The sequence below is a fragment of the Paenibacillus faecis genome, assembly GCF_008084145.1.
Classification (GTDB): domain Bacteria; phylum Bacillota; class Bacilli; order Paenibacillales; family Paenibacillaceae; genus Fontibacillus; species Fontibacillus faecis.
The window spans coordinates 45,010-62,932 of the sequence record NZ_VSDO01000003.1; the positions used below are offsets into that span (position 1 = coordinate 45,010).

At 56.9% G+C, this 17,923-nt stretch carries 13 protein-coding genes; 3 read left to right on the top strand and 10 right to left on the bottom strand.

The window, feature by feature from the left end:
* Nucleotides 1–96: 96 nt before the first annotated feature.
* The 3 genes from FRY98_RS13785 to uvrB all read right to left on the bottom strand — a co-directional run bounded on the left by FRY98_RS13785 (nt 97) and on the right by uvrB (nt 5,575).
* Complete coding sequence (locus tag FRY98_RS13785) at nt 97–306, bottom strand: hypothetical protein (protein WP_148452814.1); 210 nt, start codon at nt 304–306, stop codon at nt 97–99.
* Nucleotides 307–703: 397 nt separating this feature from the next.
* Nucleotides 704–3,562 (bottom strand): excinuclease ABC subunit UvrA, encoded by a 2,859-nt coding sequence (uvrA, locus tag FRY98_RS13790; RefSeq protein WP_148452816.1) that lies wholly within the window; start codon nt 3,560–3,562, stop codon nt 704–706.
* A gap of 18 nt (nt 3,563–3,580) precedes the next feature.
* Nucleotides 3,581–5,575 (bottom strand): excinuclease ABC subunit UvrB, encoded by a 1,995-nt coding sequence (uvrB, locus tag FRY98_RS13795; protein ID WP_148452818.1) that lies wholly within the window; start codon nt 5,573–5,575, stop codon nt 3,581–3,583.
* A 237-nt stretch (nt 5,576–5,812) separates the two neighbouring features.
* On the opposite strand from uvrB, the gene FRY98_RS13800 reads away from it, so the two are divergent.
* Nucleotides 5,813–6,598, top strand: a complete 786-nt coding sequence (locus FRY98_RS13800; protein ID WP_148452820.1) for a flagellar motor protein — start codon at nt 5,813–5,815, stop codon at nt 6,596–6,598.
* Nucleotides 6,595–7,473 carry a flagellar motor protein MotB gene (locus FRY98_RS13805; RefSeq protein WP_148452822.1) on the top strand — a complete coding sequence of 293 codons (879 nt, stop codon included), beginning with the start codon at nt 6,595–6,597 and terminating at the stop codon, nt 7,471–7,473. The genes FRY98_RS13800 and FRY98_RS13805 overlap by 4 nt, the downstream gene beginning before the upstream one ends.
* A gap of 751 nt (nt 7,474–8,224) precedes the next feature.
* On the opposite strand, the gene FRY98_RS13810 is transcribed toward FRY98_RS13805, so the two are convergent.
* The 5 genes from FRY98_RS13810 to ftsE form a co-directional block, all read right to left on the bottom strand.
* Nucleotides 8,225–9,544 carry a PDZ domain-containing protein gene (locus FRY98_RS13810; protein WP_148452824.1) on the bottom strand — a complete coding sequence of 440 codons (1,320 nt, stop codon included), beginning with the start codon at nt 9,542–9,544 and terminating at the stop codon, nt 8,225–8,227.
* A gap of 96 nt (nt 9,545–9,640) precedes the next feature.
* A complete protein-coding gene (locus FRY98_RS13815; protein ID WP_148452826.1) occupies nt 9,641–11,107 on the bottom strand; it encodes a S41 family peptidase in 1,467 nt (488 codons plus the stop codon).
* Between the two features lie 171 nt (nt 11,108–11,278).
* Nucleotides 11,279–12,523, bottom strand: coding sequence for a murein hydrolase activator EnvC family protein (locus tag FRY98_RS13820; protein ID WP_148452828.1), 1,245 nt, complete (start codon nt 12,521–12,523; stop codon nt 11,279–11,281).
* 101 nt (nt 12,524–12,624) lie between these two features.
* Nucleotides 12,625–13,539 carry a permease-like cell division protein FtsX gene (gene ftsX / locus FRY98_RS13825; RefSeq protein WP_148452830.1) on the bottom strand — a complete coding sequence of 305 codons (915 nt, stop codon included), beginning with the start codon at nt 13,537–13,539 and terminating at the stop codon, nt 12,625–12,627.
* Nucleotides 13,529–14,215, bottom strand: coding sequence for a cell division ATP-binding protein FtsE (ftsE, locus tag FRY98_RS13830; RefSeq protein WP_148452832.1), 687 nt, complete (start codon nt 14,213–14,215; stop codon nt 13,529–13,531). The genes ftsX and ftsE overlap by 11 nt, the downstream gene beginning before the upstream one ends.
* A 257-nt stretch (nt 14,216–14,472) precedes the next feature.
* On the opposite strand from ftsE, the gene FRY98_RS13835 reads away from it, so the two are divergent.
* Nucleotides 14,473–16,170, top strand: coding sequence for a VanW family protein (locus tag FRY98_RS13835; protein ID WP_148452835.1), 1,698 nt, complete (start codon nt 14,473–14,475; stop codon nt 16,168–16,170).
* On the opposite strand, the gene FRY98_RS13840 is transcribed toward FRY98_RS13835, so the two are convergent.
* Nucleotides 16,167–16,640 carry a hypothetical protein gene (locus tag FRY98_RS13840; protein ID WP_148452837.1) on the bottom strand — a complete coding sequence of 158 codons (474 nt, stop codon included), beginning with the start codon at nt 16,638–16,640 and terminating at the stop codon, nt 16,167–16,169. The two genes, FRY98_RS13835 and FRY98_RS13840, sit on opposite strands and share 4 nt — an antisense overlap.
* A gap of 111 nt (nt 16,641–16,751) precedes the next feature.
* Nucleotides 16,752–17,417, bottom strand: coding sequence for a PDDEXK family nuclease (locus FRY98_RS13845; RefSeq protein WP_148452839.1), 666 nt, complete (start codon nt 17,415–17,417; stop codon nt 16,752–16,754).
* Nucleotides 17,418–17,923: the final 506 nt, after the last annotated feature.

The following is a 17,923-nucleotide window of genomic DNA, read 5'->3' on the forward strand; positions in this document are numbered from 1 at the left end:
ACTTCCCAAATTGCGCAACCGCACATAAAAAGACACCTCATCCCGCCCTCGGAATAAAGTGCCTTCCCTCTGTCCCCCGCTTGTCTGTAAAACCGATTAACTAAACCACGATTTAATCATGATGGCGTCGGATGCCAAAAAGATCAGCAAGCTGAAAATCCCGAATCCGATCGCAAACAAATTCTTCTTCGGGCGCTCTCTCAGCAAACGAACTACCCCGATAAAAATCACGATTGTAAACAGAATCATAAAAATATCAAAGCCGTTAAAGGTGGTCGTTACTTCCCCCGCTGCAGCGAGTAACATGGCTAGCCCTCCTTGAGAATGTTCACGGAATTTCCATCTTCTTATATGTTATCTTCTCATGAATGCGGATGCAAGAGAAAAGACAAAAAAAATCTACATTTACTTCGCTCTACGTACAGATATCTCCTTGACTTTCCTCTTATACTATTATAGCCATTTTCAAAAAATTCATAACGTCCACCCCACAAGGACAAACCCTAAATATGTCTTTCTAAATGTGGACAAACCGAGTTACTTCCTCTTCGACAAAATTTAAACATGCGTAAAATAATAAGACCGTTCCGCCGGGTTTAACCCGACTGGGAACGGTCCTCGTTTCTTCGTTTTCATTTGCCCGGTTTGGTTCCGATTCGGTTCCGGTTTGGCTCCGATCCGATTCCGGCCTGATTCGGCTCGCTTAAGAGTGAACCTTGAGTTCTTCCGTCCGTTTTCTGTCGCGCTCCAGGACCGGAGCCAAGTACCGCCCGGTGTAAGATTGCTCAACTTTGACGATATCCTCCGGGGTTCCCGTGGCAACAATCGTGCCGCCGCCGCTGCCGCCTTCCGGACCGAGGTCGATCAGATAATCGGCGGTTTTGATGACATCGAGGTTGTGCTCGATGACCAGCACCGTTTCCCCGGAATCCACCAGACGGTGCAGTACGGTAAGCAGGCGGTCGATATCGTCGACGTGAAGACCGGTAGTCGGCTCGTCCAAAATGTAAATCGTCTTGCCCGTACTCCGCCGGTAAAGTTCCGAAGCCAGTTTCACGCGCTGCGCTTCGCCCCCGGACAAGGTCGTGGCGGGCTGCCCCAGATTCACGTAGCCGAGGCCGACATCCATCAGCGTTTGCAATTTGCGGTGGATCTTCGGAATGTTCTCGAAAAATTTCGTGGCATCCTCGATCGTCATATCCAGCACATCGGCAATGCTCTTGTTCTTGTATTTGACCTCCAGCGTCTCCCGGTTATACCGTTTGCCTTTACATACCTCACAAGGTACGTAAACATCCGGAAGGAAGTGCATCTCGATCTTGATAATTCCGTCCCCCCGGCAGGCTTCACAACGGCCGCCCTTAATGTTGAAGCTGAACCGCCCTTTCTTGTATCCGCGAACCTTCGCTTCGTTCGTCTGCGAGTACAGATCGCGGATATCGTCGAAAACGCCGGTATATGTCGCCGGATTGGAGCGCGGCGTACGGCCGATGGGCGACTGGTCGATATCGATGACCTTGTCGATATGCTCCAGGCCTTTGATTTCACGATACTGGCCCGGTCGAACCCGGGCTTTGTTCAGATCGCGCGCCAAGGTTTTGTACAAAATCTCATTCACCAGCGTCGATTTCCCGGATCCCGATACCCCGGTTACCGCCGTGAATACGCCGATCGGAAATTTGACGTTGATGTTCTTCAAATTGTTTTCCTTCGCGCCCTTCACTTCCAGCCAGCGTCCGTCCGGCTTGCGACGCTCCGCGGGAACCTGAATGAACTTCTTGCCGCTCAAATACTGACCGGTCAATGAGTTCGGATCGGCCATAACTTCCTGCGGCGTCCCCTGCGCGATCACCTGGCCGCCGTGCTTGCCCGCGCCGGGACCGATGTCGATGATATAATCGGCCGCCATCATCGTGTCTTCGTCATGCTCCACGACGATCAGCGTGTTGCCTAAATCCCGCATATGGGCCAGCGTGGAAATCAAACGATCGTTATCCCGCTGATGCAGCCCGATGCTGGGCTCGTCCAAAATATACAAAACGCCCATCAGGCTGGAACCGATCTGCGTCGCCAGGCGGATCCGCTGCGCTTCTCCGCCGGAGAGCGTGCCCGCCGCTCGGCTCAGCGTCAGGTAATCCAACCCCACATTGACAAGGAAGCCCAATCGGCTGTTGATTTCCTTTAGGATCATGTGGGCGATCGCTTTTTCTTTTTCGCTAAGCTCCAGCCCTTGGAAGAACTCCATCGCCTCACCGATGGACAGCGAGGTAACGTAGGCCATATTCTGGTCATTTACCGTGACGGCAAGCACTTCCTTCTTGAGGCGATGGCCTTTACATGTTCCGCAAGGCTTCGTTCCCATGAACTCCTCGATGAATTCGCGGATGCCTTCCGATGCGGTATCCCGGTAACGGCGCTCCAGGTTATGCACGATCCCTTCGAAGGTTACGTAAGCATCCTTGCTCATCCCGAAATCGTTCTGATAGCGGAACCGTACCTTGGTGTCCCCGGTGCCGTACAACAATTTATCCATTTGTTCCTTGCTGAGCTCGGAGACGGGCACATCCTGCGGAATGCCGAAGTGCTCGCAGACCGACCGCAAAAATTGCGGATAATAGTTCGACGTGCTGCCCGCCCACGCTTCAAAGGCGCCTTCTTCGATCGATTTCGATTTGTCGGGTACGAGCAGGTCGGGGTCGATAATCATTTTGACGCCGAGGCCGTCGCATTCCGGACAAGCGCCGAAGGGACTGTTGAAGGAGAACATCCGCGGGGATAATTCCTCCATGCTGAATCCGCAGATTGGGCAGGCGTAGTTGGAACTGAAGCGCAGCTCCTCCTGTCCGATAATATCGACCAGCAGCTGTCCGCCGGACATTTTCAGCGCCGTTTCGATCGAATCGGCCAACCGGCTGCGGACATCCTCCTTAATGACGATCCGGTCCACGATGACTTCGATGGAGTGCTTCTTATTCTTCTCCAGCTCGATGTCTTCCGAGAGGTCGCGCTGTTCCCCGTCCACCCGGACGCGGACAAAGCCCTGCTTGGCAATCTCGCTGAACAGGCTCTTATGCTCGCCCTTCTTGCCGGAGACGACCGGCGCAAGGATTTGCAGCCGGGTTTTCTCGGGATACTGCATAATCCGGTCCACCATCTGTTCCACCGACTGGGACGTGATCTCAATCCCGTGCTCGGGGCAGTGCGGGTGGCCTATCCGCGCAAACAGAAGGCGAAGATAGTCGTAAATCTCGGTGACCGTGCCGACGGTGGAGCGAGGGTTGCGGCTCGTCGTCTTCTGGTCGATCGATATCGCCGGGGACAAGCCTTCGATGGAATCGACATCCGGCTTCTCCATCTGACCGAGAAACTGGCGGGCATACGCGGACAGGGATTCCACATATCTGCGCTGTCCTTCCGCGTAAATCGTATCGAACGCCAGCGACGATTTGCCGGAACCGCTCAATCCCGTCAAAACGACGAAACGGTCGCGCGGGATGGTGATGTTGATATTTTTTAAATTGTGCGCTCTCGCGCCTTTGATGACGATATTCTCACTAGCCAAGGTTTCATCTCCCCACTCTTATTCCGCCTTCAGTTCCATTATGGCGTCACGCAGCTCCGCAGCCCGTTCGAACTGCAGGTTCTTGGCGGCTTCTTTCATTTCTTTCTCCATGCGGCCAATCAATGCCTCGCGATCGCGCTTCGACATCTTGCCCTTCGTCGCGTCGGCCAGATAATCGCTCTTGCTTTCGGCCACCCGCGTCGCCTCAATAACGTCGCGCACTTTCTTGCGAATCGTCTGCGGCGTGATTCCGTGTTTTTCGTTGTAGGCTATCTGGATCGAACGGCGCCGTTCGGTTTCCTTGATCGCTTTATCCATCGACTCCGTAATCTGGTCGCCATACATCAGCACGCGCCCTTCCGAGTTCCGGGCCGCGCGTCCGATCGTCTGAATCAGCGACCGTTCCGAACGCAGGAAACCTTCCTTGTCGGCATCCAAGATCGCCACGAGCGAAACCTCGGGCAAATCCAGCCCTTCCCGCAGCAGGTTGATCCCGATCAGAACATGGAACGTCCCCAGGCGCAAATCGCGCAAAATGCTCATCCGTTCCAGTGTTTTGATATCCGAGTGCAAATAACGGACCTTAATGCCGATTTCTTTCAGATAATCCGTAAGGTCTTCCGACATCTTCTTCGTCAGCGTCGTCACCAGCACCCGTTCGTCCCGGTCGATCCGGTCCCGGATTTCGCCGATCAGATCATCGATCTGACCCTTCGTCGGACGCACTTCGATAATCGGATCCAGCAATCCCGTCGGCCGGATAATCTGTTCCACCATCGTATCGCAATGTTCGATTTCGTAAGGTCCCGGCGTAGCCGATACATAAATCAGCTGCCCGGCCTTCTCCTCAAATTCCTCGAATTTGAGCGGTCGGTTATCGAGCGCCGAAGGAAGGCGGAAGCCGTGGTCGACGAGCACGTTTTTCCGAGCCTGGTCACCGTTGTACATCGCGCGGATTTGCGGCAGTGTGACGTGGGATTCGTCGATCACGATCAGAAAGTCGTCCGGAAAATAATCCAGCAGCGTATACGGCGTCGCCCCGCGCTCCCGGAACGTGAGCGGTCCGGAATAGTTCTCGATGCCCGAACAGAATCCGACTTCCTTCATCATTTCGATGTCGTACCGGGTCCGCTGCTCCAGCCGCTGCGCTTCCAGCAGCTTGCCCTGGGAGCGGAACAGCTCGAGCCGCTCTTCCAGCTCGCGCTCGATATTTTGCAAAGCGATCCGCATCGTCTCTTCCTGGGTCACAAAGTGCGAAGCCGGGAAGATCGCGATATGATCGCGTTCCGCGACCAGCTCTCCGGTCAATACGTCGATTTCGGTAATCCGTTCGATTTCGTCGCCGAAAAATTCGACCCTTACCGCCTGCTCGCCTTTCGATGCCGGAAAGATTTCCAGGACATCGCCGCGAACGCGAAAAGTCCCCCGCACGAAGTTAATATCGTTCCGTTGATATTGAATATCCACCAAACGGCTCAAAATCTGGTTCCGCGGTTTCTCCATCCCCACGCGCAGCGAAAGAACGAGGTTTCGGTACTCCATCGGCGAACCGAGGCCGTATATACAGGACACGCTGGCCACAATAATGACGTCCCGCCGTTCGAACAACGAACTGGTCGCGGAGTGTCTTAACTTATCGATCTCTTCGTTAATGCTGGAATCTTTCTCGATGTAGGTATCGGAGGATGGAATATAGGCTTCCGGCTGGTAGTAGTCATAGTAACTTACGAAGTAGTCAACGGAGTTGTTCGGAAAAAACTCTTTGAATTCGCTGGCCAATTGGGCCGCCAGCGTTTTGTTGTGGGCGATGACCAGAGTGGGCCTTCCGAGCTTGGCGATCGTTTGGGCGATCGTGAAGGTTTTTCCTGTACCGGTGGCTCCCAACAGCGTCTGGTGCTTTTTACCCATTTTTACACCCTCGACCAATTCCTCGATGGCCTTCGGTTGGTCGCCCTGTGGCGAAAATTCGGAAATTAGCTCGAATTTATTGTTGCTTAAGACAATTTCACTCATTGTCCACATCACCCTTATCGTCTAAAATGAAAAATGTACTTCTTGTTATATGCAGTAGATTTGAACCAGGCACTTTATATTAACCTGTATTCTCATCTCTTAATTAAAGATATACAGGGAAGTCTCATTTTTATCGGCTCATCCCCAAAAATAAGAATGAGTGTTCCCATAGATTATACCTTGTTTAGAAATGGGATGCAATCGATAAGTCATGGAATAGGAGTTGTTTAACAGTCGATGGATATCGCAACGATTCTGGGCATCATTATTGGACTGGCCGCGCTGATCGGCGGATTTTTATGGGAGGGCGGAGAGCTTGGCGGGCTTATGCAGATCGCTTCGGCCGTCATCGTGCTTGGCGGTACGCTGGCCGCCGTTATGGTTAGCTACCCGCTGGCCAAACTGAAGACCGTCCCGCGCGCGCTCGCCCTGGCCTTTACCTCCCGCAAAGAGGATACGACCGAACTGATCGAAGAGCTTGTCGGCATGTCGACGATCGCCCGGCGCGAAGGCGTGCTGGCTTTGGAGCAAAAGGCGGCGGAACACCAGAACCCTTTTTTAAAGGAAAGCATCCAACTCGTCGTGGACGGTACGGAGCAGAGCATGGTCAAACAAATTATGGATTTGGAAATCGACGCCATTCAGCATAAATACGAAGGGTATGCGAAAATTTTTGAATCCGCCGGCGGCTATGCCCCTACGATGGGGATCATCGGTACGGTCATGGGCCTCATCCATGTCCTGGGCAGTCTGAGCGAGCCGACGGCGCTCGGTCCATCCATCGCGCTCGCGTTTACGGCTACGCTGTACGGGGTTGCCAGCGCGAATCTGATCTTCCTTCCGATCGCTTCCAAGCTGAAGGACCGGGGCGAGGAGGAAGTGGCGCGAATGGAAATGATGCTTGAAGGCGTCCTATCCCTGCAAAACGGAGACCATCCGATTCTCGTGCGGCGCAAGCTGGAATCTTATACCGCCGGGGCTCGCCATGGCCTGCCGCAATCCGGGGAGACGGAAAGCGTATGAGCCGGAATCCAAGACCGCAGCGGCGGGGCCGGCGGGAGGGCAAGGAAAACCATGACCGCTGGCTGATCACCTATGCCGATCTGATCACGCTGCTGCTCATTTTTTTCGTCGTCATGTACGCGATGAGCCGCCTGGACGTGGAGAAGTACGACATCGTCACGCAATCCCTGCAGCTCACCTTCAGCAACGGGGACTCGTTGATTGAAAAAGGCACCGGGGTTCTCGGAAGCGAGGATCGCCACGCATTCAAAAATCCGCCGACGGACTCCGCCGGACAAGGAGAACAAGGCCCGGGGCAAGGCGGTCCGAACGGGCAAAACGCCAAAAGCCCCTCGGGTCAGCCGGAGCGGGACGGCGGCGACTCGTCGCAAAAGCCGCTGACCGACCGGGAGCTCGCCTTCCGCAAGCAGGAGGAGGAGCTGCAAAACCTGATGGGTCTTATCGAAGCTTACGTGAAGGAAAACCAGTTGGAGGACCAGATCCGGGTGGCGGATTTGCCTAAGGGAATCTCGATCACCCTGAGCGACCGCTTCCTGTTTGATCAGGGCAAAGCCGCGCTGAAGCCCGACTCCGCCAAAACGCTAACCAAACTGGCCAGCTTATTCCGCCGGTTGGATACGATGATCAGCATCGAAGGCCACACGGATAACGTCCCGATCGGCAGAGGCTTCGATTTCAAGGACAACTGGGAGCTTTCGGGGGAGCGGGCCTTGTCGGTGCTGCGGTTTTTCCTCGACCGGGAGAAGCTCGATCCGGAGGACTTCCAATACGCCGGCTACGCGGATACCCGCCCGGCCGCCGACAACGCCACCGCGGCGGGACGGCAAAAAAACCGCCGCGTGGAAATCACCGTGCTGCGGCAGCTACAGCAGTAAGAAAAAGCGCAACCCCCGTCCGGGCTGGACGGGGGTTTTGGTTTCGGGCGGAATCTACAGGAGTTGTTCCATTCCGCTCCGGCCGCCTGCGGGCACAGGAATAACCGGATAAGTACCGGTTACTTGGGTCCGTTTGGCAAAATCCCAGGCAACAGCCTCAATTCACCAAGCGTTGCGTTAAAACTTCACATGGGTGCCGACCTTGCCAGCCTTTATGAGACTTTTTTGCCGATTTTAGCGACGGCGTGGCGAATTGGGTCAGGTACCCGCAGCTTCGTTAGCCGCCCGCCGAATAACGGCCTTTTGGGCCGTTATTTCGCCCCGATTCGGCTCCACGGGCATAATAGAGGTCAAAAAGGGCCTTATTTACCTTGTGCGGACCCCGAATCAGGGTTTGGAGCGCCTTTTTCCAAAAATAAGAGCCTAAAAGGCCGCTATTCCGTTCCGATGAGCTAAATTCGACAAAATAGCGCCTTAAATGCCCCTTATTCATATCCCCCCTACCTAAAAACGGAGTCGGCCCGCTGACAAATTGGCCCGAGTTTAATTTTTTTATGCAACGCTAGTGCTGTTGCGGGTGCGTCGCCGTTGCTGTTGCTGTTGCGGGCCCCGAAATCGGGGGTTGGCCCGTTATTGGGCTGTGGCGCAAAAAACGCCGAAATCGCTGAAGAGATCCCAGCGATTTCGGCGTTTATCGGCCCCGGCGGCGGGAAGCCGCCGCCGAGCCGAGGCGACCCGCCCGCGATGCGCGCTAGCGGGCGGCGTCGCTCACGCCCGCCTCGCCCTCGGCGGCGGGCGCTGCCCCGCGCCGCGCGGCGTGCGCGCCGCGGCGCGGCTTCAGCAGCTGCAGCAGCGAAAGCGGCTGCAGCCGCACCGTCGCCGGCGCTTGCTCGTCCGGCGCCAGGATCGCGCCGAGCTGGTGATGCTCGCCGGCGTAGATCGCGCGCTGGAGGAACTTGCTCTCGCCCGCGAGGTTGCGGACCTCCAGCTTGCAAAACGCCGACTGGATGCGCAGCGCCGCATGCAGCTCCTCCTTCGTGGGAACCGGCACGCCGTTCACACGGACGATCGTTTCCCCGGGCTGGATGCCGAGCTCCTCCGCCGGACTGCCCGGCAGCACGGCCAGCACTTTCAGCCCGCCCTGCGGATGCACGAACAGCGGACTGCGCTGCTGTTCCTCCAGGCGGCTGAACCACACCAGCGCCTCGTGCAGCCCGAAAGCCGCCAGCGCGGCCACCAGCGTCAGCGGTGCCCACCAGTTCGCCAGCAGGGCCAGCGCGATGACGATCAGGCCGTAGATCAGCAAACGGCCTGACGTCACCCGCGCCTTCTGCTGCGGCAAGAGGCCGGTCGTCACCTCCGCGAAGCCGATGACGACCGGCAGGGCCATCATCCCGAAGCCGCCCTGCCAGGCTTCGCCCCCGAACAGCGGGGTCCACGGCAGGACCCCGCCCGCCGTCTGCGCCGGGATCAGCAGCAGCAGCGGCACCGGCCACAGGCTCTGCATCGTGTACCCCCCGACCGGCTTGCCGCGCTTGCCCTCAAAAAACAGCGGGCCGGCAAATGAAGCCCCCTGCCACCGGACCAGCATGCCTTCGGCCAAGTGCAGCAGGCCGACCAGACAGAGCAGTGCCGGGATATTCAATTCCCGAACCGCGCTGACGCAAGCCTCCACCGGGCCGCTTCCCGTAAACCCCGGGAATAAATTGAGCCCGAACTGAACCGCACCGAGCAATCCGACCGAGTAAGCCAGGCAAAGATAGCGTACACGCAGCAGGAGCAGCAAAATCGCGGCAACCCAGATGCACAGCAGCCCTTCTACGGTCAGCGTCATCCCGATAAACGCCGAAACCAGCGAAACCCCCAATCCGGCGAGCAGGCCGCCGAGCACGGTCCGCCAGGTCTGACGCAGCCAGCCGTGCAGCCGGACATGAAACAGCTTGCGCTCCAACATCACCTGCCTGCGGTACAACAGCATAATCAGTATGATCGAAATATAGTAAAACGGCTGCAAGAGCAGCTGTACTCCCGCCTCCGTCAAATTCCACAATCCTTCCAGCCATAGCTCCACAAGAGTCCACTCCCCTTATCCCCGATGATGAGCTTCCGCGATGCCGTTTCCTCCGCTTCAAACCACAGAAAAAAAGAAGGCCGGAAAGCAGCCTTCTTACTTCTTCGACACCGGGCTTTCGATTTCCTTCCGAATCTCGGCGATCGCCCGGTTCATTTGGTTGTCATTTTTTGGATCACGGATTTCTTTCACCAGAGCCGCTTCAAGCGCTTCCGCCGTTTTGGCGTCAAGTACTCCTGTGGCTTCGAGTTTCTGCGCCTCCTGGAACTTCTTGAGCGCATTCTCCGTCGCTTTGCTGAAATACCCGTCGGTCCGCCCCGGTTCATAGCCCAGGCCCTCCAGCATCGTCTGCGCGCTCTTAATGTCTTCGCCGAGCATATCGTATTTGAACGTTTTCTCTTTATTGATCGGCGCTACGGAAAAATAACCCGGCTGGGACACCGCGACGTCCGGTTGAATTCCCTTTTTGTGAATCCATTCGCCCTTCGGGGTCAGCCATTTGGCGATCGTCACCTTCAGCAGGCTGCCGTCGCCGAACTCCTTGTTGAAGCTCGTCTGTACCGTGCCTTTGCCATATGTCGCCTCGCCGATCAGCTTGGCTCCCGCCGATTCCTGCAGCGCGCCCGCCAATATTTCGGACGCGCTCGCGCTGCCCTTGTTGGTAATGACAGCGACCGGATAGGCTTTTCCGCTTCCGCCGGAATCGGTCTTGCCCCGCCGCTTGTTCTTGTCCTCGACCTGCACGATCGTCTTGCCCTTCGGCACGAACTGTTCCGCCATATCAATGACGATATCCAGCACCCCGCCCGGGTTGTTTCTGACGTCGATCACAAGCCCCTTCATCCCCTGCTTCTCCAGGTTCTCCAGCTCTTTGCGGAAACGTTCCGCGGTATTCATCGAGAACTCGGTAACCTCGATAACGCCGACGCCGCCCTTTTCCATGCGGGCATAGACGGTTTCCAGGGCGATATCGTCCCGGACGATCGTGTATTCCAGCGTATTGGCCGAACCGGCCCGCTTCAGTTTGATCTTCGCTTCCGACCCTTTCGGGCCGCGGATTTTGGAGACCGCTTCATTCAGGCTTAAGCCTTCAAAAGACTCCCCGTTCACCGACAGCAAAATATCCTTCGGTTTGATCCCCGCCTTCTCGGCCGGCGAGCCTTTGATCGGCGAGACGACGACCACATTGCCGTTCTCCATCGACACCTCGGCCCCGATCCCGGTAAAGGAACCTTCAATCTGTTCCGAGAACTGCTGTGCCGTCTCCGGTCCCATATAGGAGGAGAAGGGGTCGCCAAGGGCGTTCATCATCCCGTCGATTGCGCCATCCACCAGCTTTTGCTGGTCCACGCCTTCCACGTAATTGGCTTTGACCAATTCCAGCGCCGTCTCAATCTTCTTAATCCCGTCTTTGGAGGCCGTCTTCCCCGTATCGGCAAAAATCCCGCTCCGCGCCGGTCCCGTGTCCGCAAAGCTCAACTGACCCGTTAAGGACAGCGTAAACAAGCAACTGATCAACATCGATGCGACAATGAGAAATACGACTGTTCGTTTCTTATACATGATTAACTTCACCGCCTGTGTTTGTTCGGTTTCCCAATTTCCTGCCAAAAAATAGAACGTCCCATAGTATATGCCCGGCTTGTACGGATTATTTACAAAACTACATGAACGAAAAACGGATGCGCCGCCCTTGCGGACGACGATCCGTTTGTAATCGGCATTTCTATTTTATTATAAATAAGGCATCGGGTCCACCGGATTGCCGTTAATCCGGACTTCAAAGTGGCAATGCGGCCCCGTGGAGTTCCCCGTGCTGCCGACCTCGGCGATTTTTTCGCCCCGTTTCACCTGCTGCCCTTTCTCCACCTTGATGCCGCCGTTGCGGATATGACCGTACAGCGTCCACACGTTATCGCCATGGTCAATAATCACCGTGTTTCCGTAGCCGCTCCACCACTCGGCGACGATCACGACGCCGCCCTCGGCGGCATGGATATCCGTGCCTTGAGGAGCCGCGAGGTCAACCCCCGTATGCGTCTTCCGCTTGCCCGTAATCGGATGGATCCGGCTTCCGTAACCGGAAGACAACCGGGCTCCGTTAACCGGCAGCCCCATCGAGCCGCCGTTTCCATGAAATCCGCCGGACGACGAGCCCGACGAAGCCGAGGAGGATGAGGATTTTTTGCGTTTGTAAGTATAGATCTGAGCCGCTTTCAGCTTGTTCTTCTCTTTCTCCAGCGAAGCCCGTTTGGTCGCCAACTCCACCAGAAGCTTCTCCTGCTCTTCGCTGATATCGTCGGATTCTTCGATCTCCGCGTAATATTTGGCAATGAGCTGCTGTTTCTCTTCTTCTTTCTTCTCGAGCGTGCTTCTCCGTGATTCCGCGTCGGCGTAGAGCTTCTTCACCTTATCGTACTCGTTGTTCAGCTTCTCCTGCTGCTCCACGAGCAAGTCCTTGTCCTGCTTGTGTTCCTCCAGCAGCACATGGTCCTGGTTGGCGATCGCCTGCAGCGAATCGGCGCGCTCCAGAAAATCCGTGAAGCTCGTCGAAGACAGCAGCACGTCGAGATACGAAACCGCGCCATCCGTGTACATGAGCCGGATCCGCGAATCCAGCAGATCGGAACGCTCGGCGATCCGCGCCTTGGTCTCCTCCAGCTTGACGGCGGTATCCCGCAGTTGCTGTTCGGTATTCTCGATGTCCATCGAGATATGGGCCAACTCGTTGCTGACGGTGGTGATTTGCTGCATCACGATATTCAGATACTCTTTGTTCTTATTTACATAGTGCTGGGCGGACTGTTTTTGCGCCTCCGCCTGTTCCTGCTGTTTCTTGGCCTGCCTGGCCTGCTCCTGGAGCTGCTTCAGCTCCTTGTCGATCTGATTGATCGTCTTCGATTTGGCAAAACCCTCAGTAGGTTGAAAAATGACAGCGGCTAAAGCGATCACGGCAACAATGGATATCCATCTTTTCAAAATCGTTTCCCCATCCTTTGTTAAAGGTAGTCCAAAAGTTAAAAGCTTCCTTCCACTCCCTAAAATTCACAACCGACTATTAGCCATAACTTCGATAAAAACTAAACTTTCAGGAATTTGCGAATGGACATCGTACTGCCCCAAATCCCGATCAACAATCCGAGGCCAAGCAGCAAGCCGCCCACCTGCAAGCCGATTTCACCGACAGGAATGAGTCGGAACGCCAGCGTGATGTCCGCTTTAACGGAATCGACCAACTGATTGTATCCCACAAACAACAGCGCTACGGTAATGGCGGAGCCTACGAATCCGATCAAGGCCCCCTCCACGAAAAACGGCCACCGGATGAACATATTCGTCGCGCCGACCAGCTTCATAATTCCGATCTCCCGGCGCCGGGCCAGGATCGTGACGCGGATCGTATTGGAAATCAAAAACATCGCCATCAGCGCCAGCCCGCCCACAAAAGCGAATCCGATGTTGCGGATGGCCTTCGTGATTTTGAACAATTTCTCGATCGTGCCTTGTCCATACCGCACTTTGTAGATGGGGTCGTTCGGATACTGGTCGCTCAGGGCGCTGATTTTGCTCGCCACGTAAGGCACCGTCGTCGGTTCGACCACTTCGATTTTGAGCGTATCGGGGATCGGATTGGTCTTCTCGTCATACCCTTCGAGCAGATCCTTCATTTCGTCGCCCATTTTTTTCTTGAAATCCTTGAGGCCTTCCGCCTTCGGGATCAAAGTGACCCGGCTGACCTCGGCCATCGAGCCGATGTCGTTCTGCAGCTTTTCCCGGGTCGCCTGATCCACGTCCGAATTCAGGTAGGCGCTGATCTCCACCTGGCTGTCCGCCGCATCGGCAAAAGAGTTGACGTTCAGCACGAGCAGCATGAATACGCCCAATATAAACAGCGAGACGATAATCGACGTAATGGACGCTACCGACATCCACCCGTTGCGGAACACATTTTTGGCGCCTTCCCGCAAATGTCTGAGGAGGGTGTTAAAAGTCATAACCGTAATCCCCTCTCAGCTGGTCTCGGACAATGTTGCCGTGCTCGATCGCAATTACGCGCTTGCGCATCGTGTTGACGATATCTTTGTTATGGGTGGCCATCACGATGGTCGTTCCCCGGAAGTTGATCTCATCGAGCAGTTGCATAATGCCCCAGGAGGTTTCGGGATCGAGGTTCCCCGTGGGCTCGTCCGCGATAATGACGGACGGATTGTTGACGATGGCACGGGCGATCGCCACGCGCTGCTGCTCTCCCCCAGACAACTGGGACGGGTCGCGGTTGGCTTTATTTTTGAGCCCGACGAGCTCGAGCACTTCCATCGTGCGTTTCTTGATCACTTTCTTGGGCGCTTCGATAACCTCCAGCGCAAAAGCGACATTCTCATAGGCCGTCAGCTTGGGCAGCAGGCGAAAATCTTGGAAAATCACGCCGATATTCCGGCGAACATAAGGAATTTTGCGGGGTTTCAGCTTGCCGATGTTAAAACCGTTGACGGAAATCTGCCCTTTGGTGGGGACTTCCTCCCGATATATGAGCTTCATAAAAGTCGATTTTCCCGCACCCGACGGGCCGACCAGGTAAACGAATTCATTGCGGTCGATCTTGACCGAGACACCCTTCAGCGCATGCGTGCCGTTCGGGTACGTCTTCCAAATATCCTGCATTTCTATCACTAGATCACGTCCTAAACTTGATTCCAGACCCTAAGTTGTCCATTCGACGAGGTTGCCTCTTTTTACCACATTGCACATTGTTGTACATTCGACATCTTCTCGCCAATTCCTTTAAAAGGCGAGCTATTTCATCAGTCCGTTACTTATTGTAACAAATATGTTACCACTTGAGTACCCGAAAGTTTCCTGAAACAGCAACATATATATGGTTGTACAATCGGGTTCCAAGAAAATTCGGAGCCTGACAAGGAGGCACCATGCAAAAATACATGCGAGTAGGTGCGGTGACACTCGTCGGCTTGGCGCTTGCCGCCGCTATGCTCTATGGCGGTCTTTGGCTCTATGTATCACGGGATCTCGTACCTGCGGGAACGACGGTCGGCTCTCTCCGGCTCGGCGGCCTTTCCGCCGATGAGGCGCTTCGATTGCTGGACGCCCGAATCGCCGATTTGGAGAGTCGTCGGGTGGAGTTTGCCGACACGGACGTCGCGCTTTCCTGGCGAGAGGCGGGGATCACCTGGAGCGCCCCGGGTTTCCGGGCCGGTCTGCGTTCCCTGACGGAAGGAGAAGTATGGCGGCGGACCCGGGCGCGGTTCCATTTCAAAAAGGAATGGGACCTTGAGGCCTCGTTCCATGCCTCCGCGTTAAAGCGGACCTTCAGTCCGGATTGGGAAAAACGGCGGTTTGGCAGTCCGGTAAACGCCGTACGCACCCTCAACCCGGACGACTCCATCAGCTATTCGCCGGGTGCATCGGTTCGGCGCATCGACTGGCCTGTCCTGCAGCGGCGCTTGCTGGACGCCGCCGAGGAGGCCGAAGGCGGCGGCCAAGCGGGCAAGCCCGGCGGCTCCGCGGCAGGGGTCGTCGCCACGGTGCGGCTGCCGCTGATCGAGGTGCCGCCCGCCGTCACGGTCGAGTCCTTGAAGCGGCAGGGAATCCGGCGCAAGATCGCCGAATTCTCGACCGAGCTGGGGGCCAGCGGCGCCGGGCGGGCGCACAACGTGGACGCGGCGGCCCGCGCTCTCGACGGCCTGCTGCTGCCGCCGGACGGCGTGTTCGACTACGCGGCGGTCGTCCGCGCCGCCGAGGAGCAGTACGGCTTCCGCGAAGCCCCTGTCATCTTCGGCGGCCGCCTGGTGCCCGGCGTCGGCGGCGGGATCTGCCAGGTGTCCAGCACGCTGTACAACGCCGCCGTCCGCGCGGGCCTGGACATCGTCGAGCGGCGCAACCACTCCGTGCCGGTCCGCTACGTGCCGCTCGGTCAGGACGCCACCTTCGCCGAGGGCCACATCAATTTCCGGTTCCGGAACACGACCAGAAACCACCTTTTGATCGCGGCCCGGGCGGAACAGGGGCGGATGACCGTCAAGCTGTTCGGCGATATCCCCGGGAACGTGCTTTACGACATGGAATCCAAGACGGCGAAAATCCTCCCCGCCGCAAATAAATATGTCGTAAATTCCGCTCTGCCCGCCGGCGGCCGCAAGGTCATCGTCAGAGGCAAACCCGGGTTCGTCGTCGACACGTACCGGGTCAAGTACGTCGACGGCCGAATCGCCGAGCGTATCCGCCTGTCGCGCGACACGTACCCGGCGCAGCCGAACGTGATCGCCGTCCCGCCCGGCGAGGGCGGTGGCGCGGGAGCGGCGCCGGACGACACGGGCGGGGCGAGCGGCGTGGGCGATGCGGCGGATGGCGCGGGCGGGGCGAGCGGCGTGGGCGATGCGGCGGATGGCGCGGGCGGGGCGAGCGACGCAGGCGATGCGGCGGATGGCGCGGGCGGGGCGGGCTGCGTGGGCGATACCGGCGACGTGCCCGCCGAGCGCGGCGCAGGCGATGCGCCAGCCGGGCGAGATCCGCAGCGCGGCGAAGACGCCCGCGAGCGAGGCCAGTCGCCCGAGGCACGCCCCCCGGCCCTGCTCGAGGACGGCGTCGGCGCTCCGCGCTTTCCTTAGCCGCCGCGCACACCCGCGTTACCTTCGCCGCCCCCTAACCGCCGCTCGCCCGCGCTTCCCTCGCGCCCGCCCGCATTAGCGGCATTTTGAGGCGCTATTCCGGCCCGATTCGGCTTTTCGGGCAAAATAGCGGTCAAAAGGGCGCTTATTTTACTGGTACGGGCCCCGAAACCGGCTTTCGGCCCGTTTTTTCCAAAAATAAGGCCTCTTACGACCGCTATTTCCCTCCATTGAGCCGATTTCGACAAAATAGCGCCCCAAAAGGCGCTTATTCCTCCGACCGCCTCCTTCGGAGGGGGAGGCCATCGCCCGGAGGGGGAGGCCATCGCCCGGAGGGCGATACCCGCGACGCTCCCGCCGAGCGCAGCGAGACGATGCTCCCGCCGGGTACGGCGCAGGCGATGCGCCCACCAAGCGCGGTCCGCAGCGCTGTGAAGACGCCCGCAGGCGAGGCCAGTCGCCCGAGGCAAGCCTCCCCGGCCCTGCCCGAGGACGGCGTTGGCGCTCCGCGCTTCCCTTAGCCGCCACTCGCCCGCCCGCGTTCCCCCTTGCCGCTCCCCGCCCCCCTCTCCTGCCCCGTCTCAAAGAGTGAGATCCCGCCCAGCCGAGCTCAGCCGGTATGAGCGAATTCGCTCATTGCCGCTGTGGGGCAGGATCCATTTTTTGCGGGCCAGGTCGTACAGTATCGCCCTTGTCTTCTTTTCGCCAATCCCCATGCGCTGCCTGACCTCCCCGGGCGTTAAAGGGCCCCCGCTCCTCAAGAACAGCCGGATGACCTCCTTTTCCAGCCAGTCCGCCTCCGCCGCCGCGTTTTCTTCACCGAGCCAACGCCCGAGAAGCTGATGGATTTTCTGCTGGCAGTAGCGGGGACTCTCTTTGACGTCGTCAAAGGAGAACCGCAACACCTTCCAGCCATCGATCATCAAATCGTTCTGTCTCCGACAATGGTCGGAAAACTGGATACGGCTGACATTCCTCCAATGAGGGCCGTAACCGTCAATTTCGATGGCCAGTTTCAATGGACCGCGAATGTACGCAAAATCGAGAAACCTGTATCCATCCTTAAAATCACTCACCTCGTATTCCGGATGGAGGTGCTGAAAATGTCCGAAAGCGGGCCACCATACCGCCTCCAAAAACCATTTTTCCGCATAGCCATGCCCTTCCAGCAATCTTCTCGCACGTTCCCCCTCCCTCACTGCCAAGTGTTCTTTTATATAATTTTCGTGCGCCTCAGTGAAAGCCATGCTTGTTCCCTCCTTTTCTACTTACTTAGAAAAAATGTTTATCGCTGGACTATCAAAGCAAAGCAGATCAATCACGGTTAGCGGCGGTTTTTCGTGCAATGGATTCATTAGACTCATGAAAACGCAAAAAACGCCCTCTGCCCGGAGTTTATCTCCAAGGCAAAAGGCGTGTGCTTCACGACTCTGCTCTGACTCTGCTCTAATATGAATTGGCCATCTCAGATATAGACTGACTATCTCAGCTTCAACCTGATTTTACCATTAATTGTACCACAATCGTCCCTCGGAATTCCATAAGTTCTGCCGTTTCCAGTCGGCCAGGGAACCCGGAAAGGAACGGGACTCCTATTGATTAATTTTCTTCTCGTATGGTAAGGTAAACCCACCTGATTTCCGACGGCTTCGGCTCGGGATCCAGCAGAATTACACAGAAAGGATTCATTGCATAATGAAGTCTAATTCAACGATTTCCGATCTCCTGCAAAAAGAGGAGTCCAATTCGACAA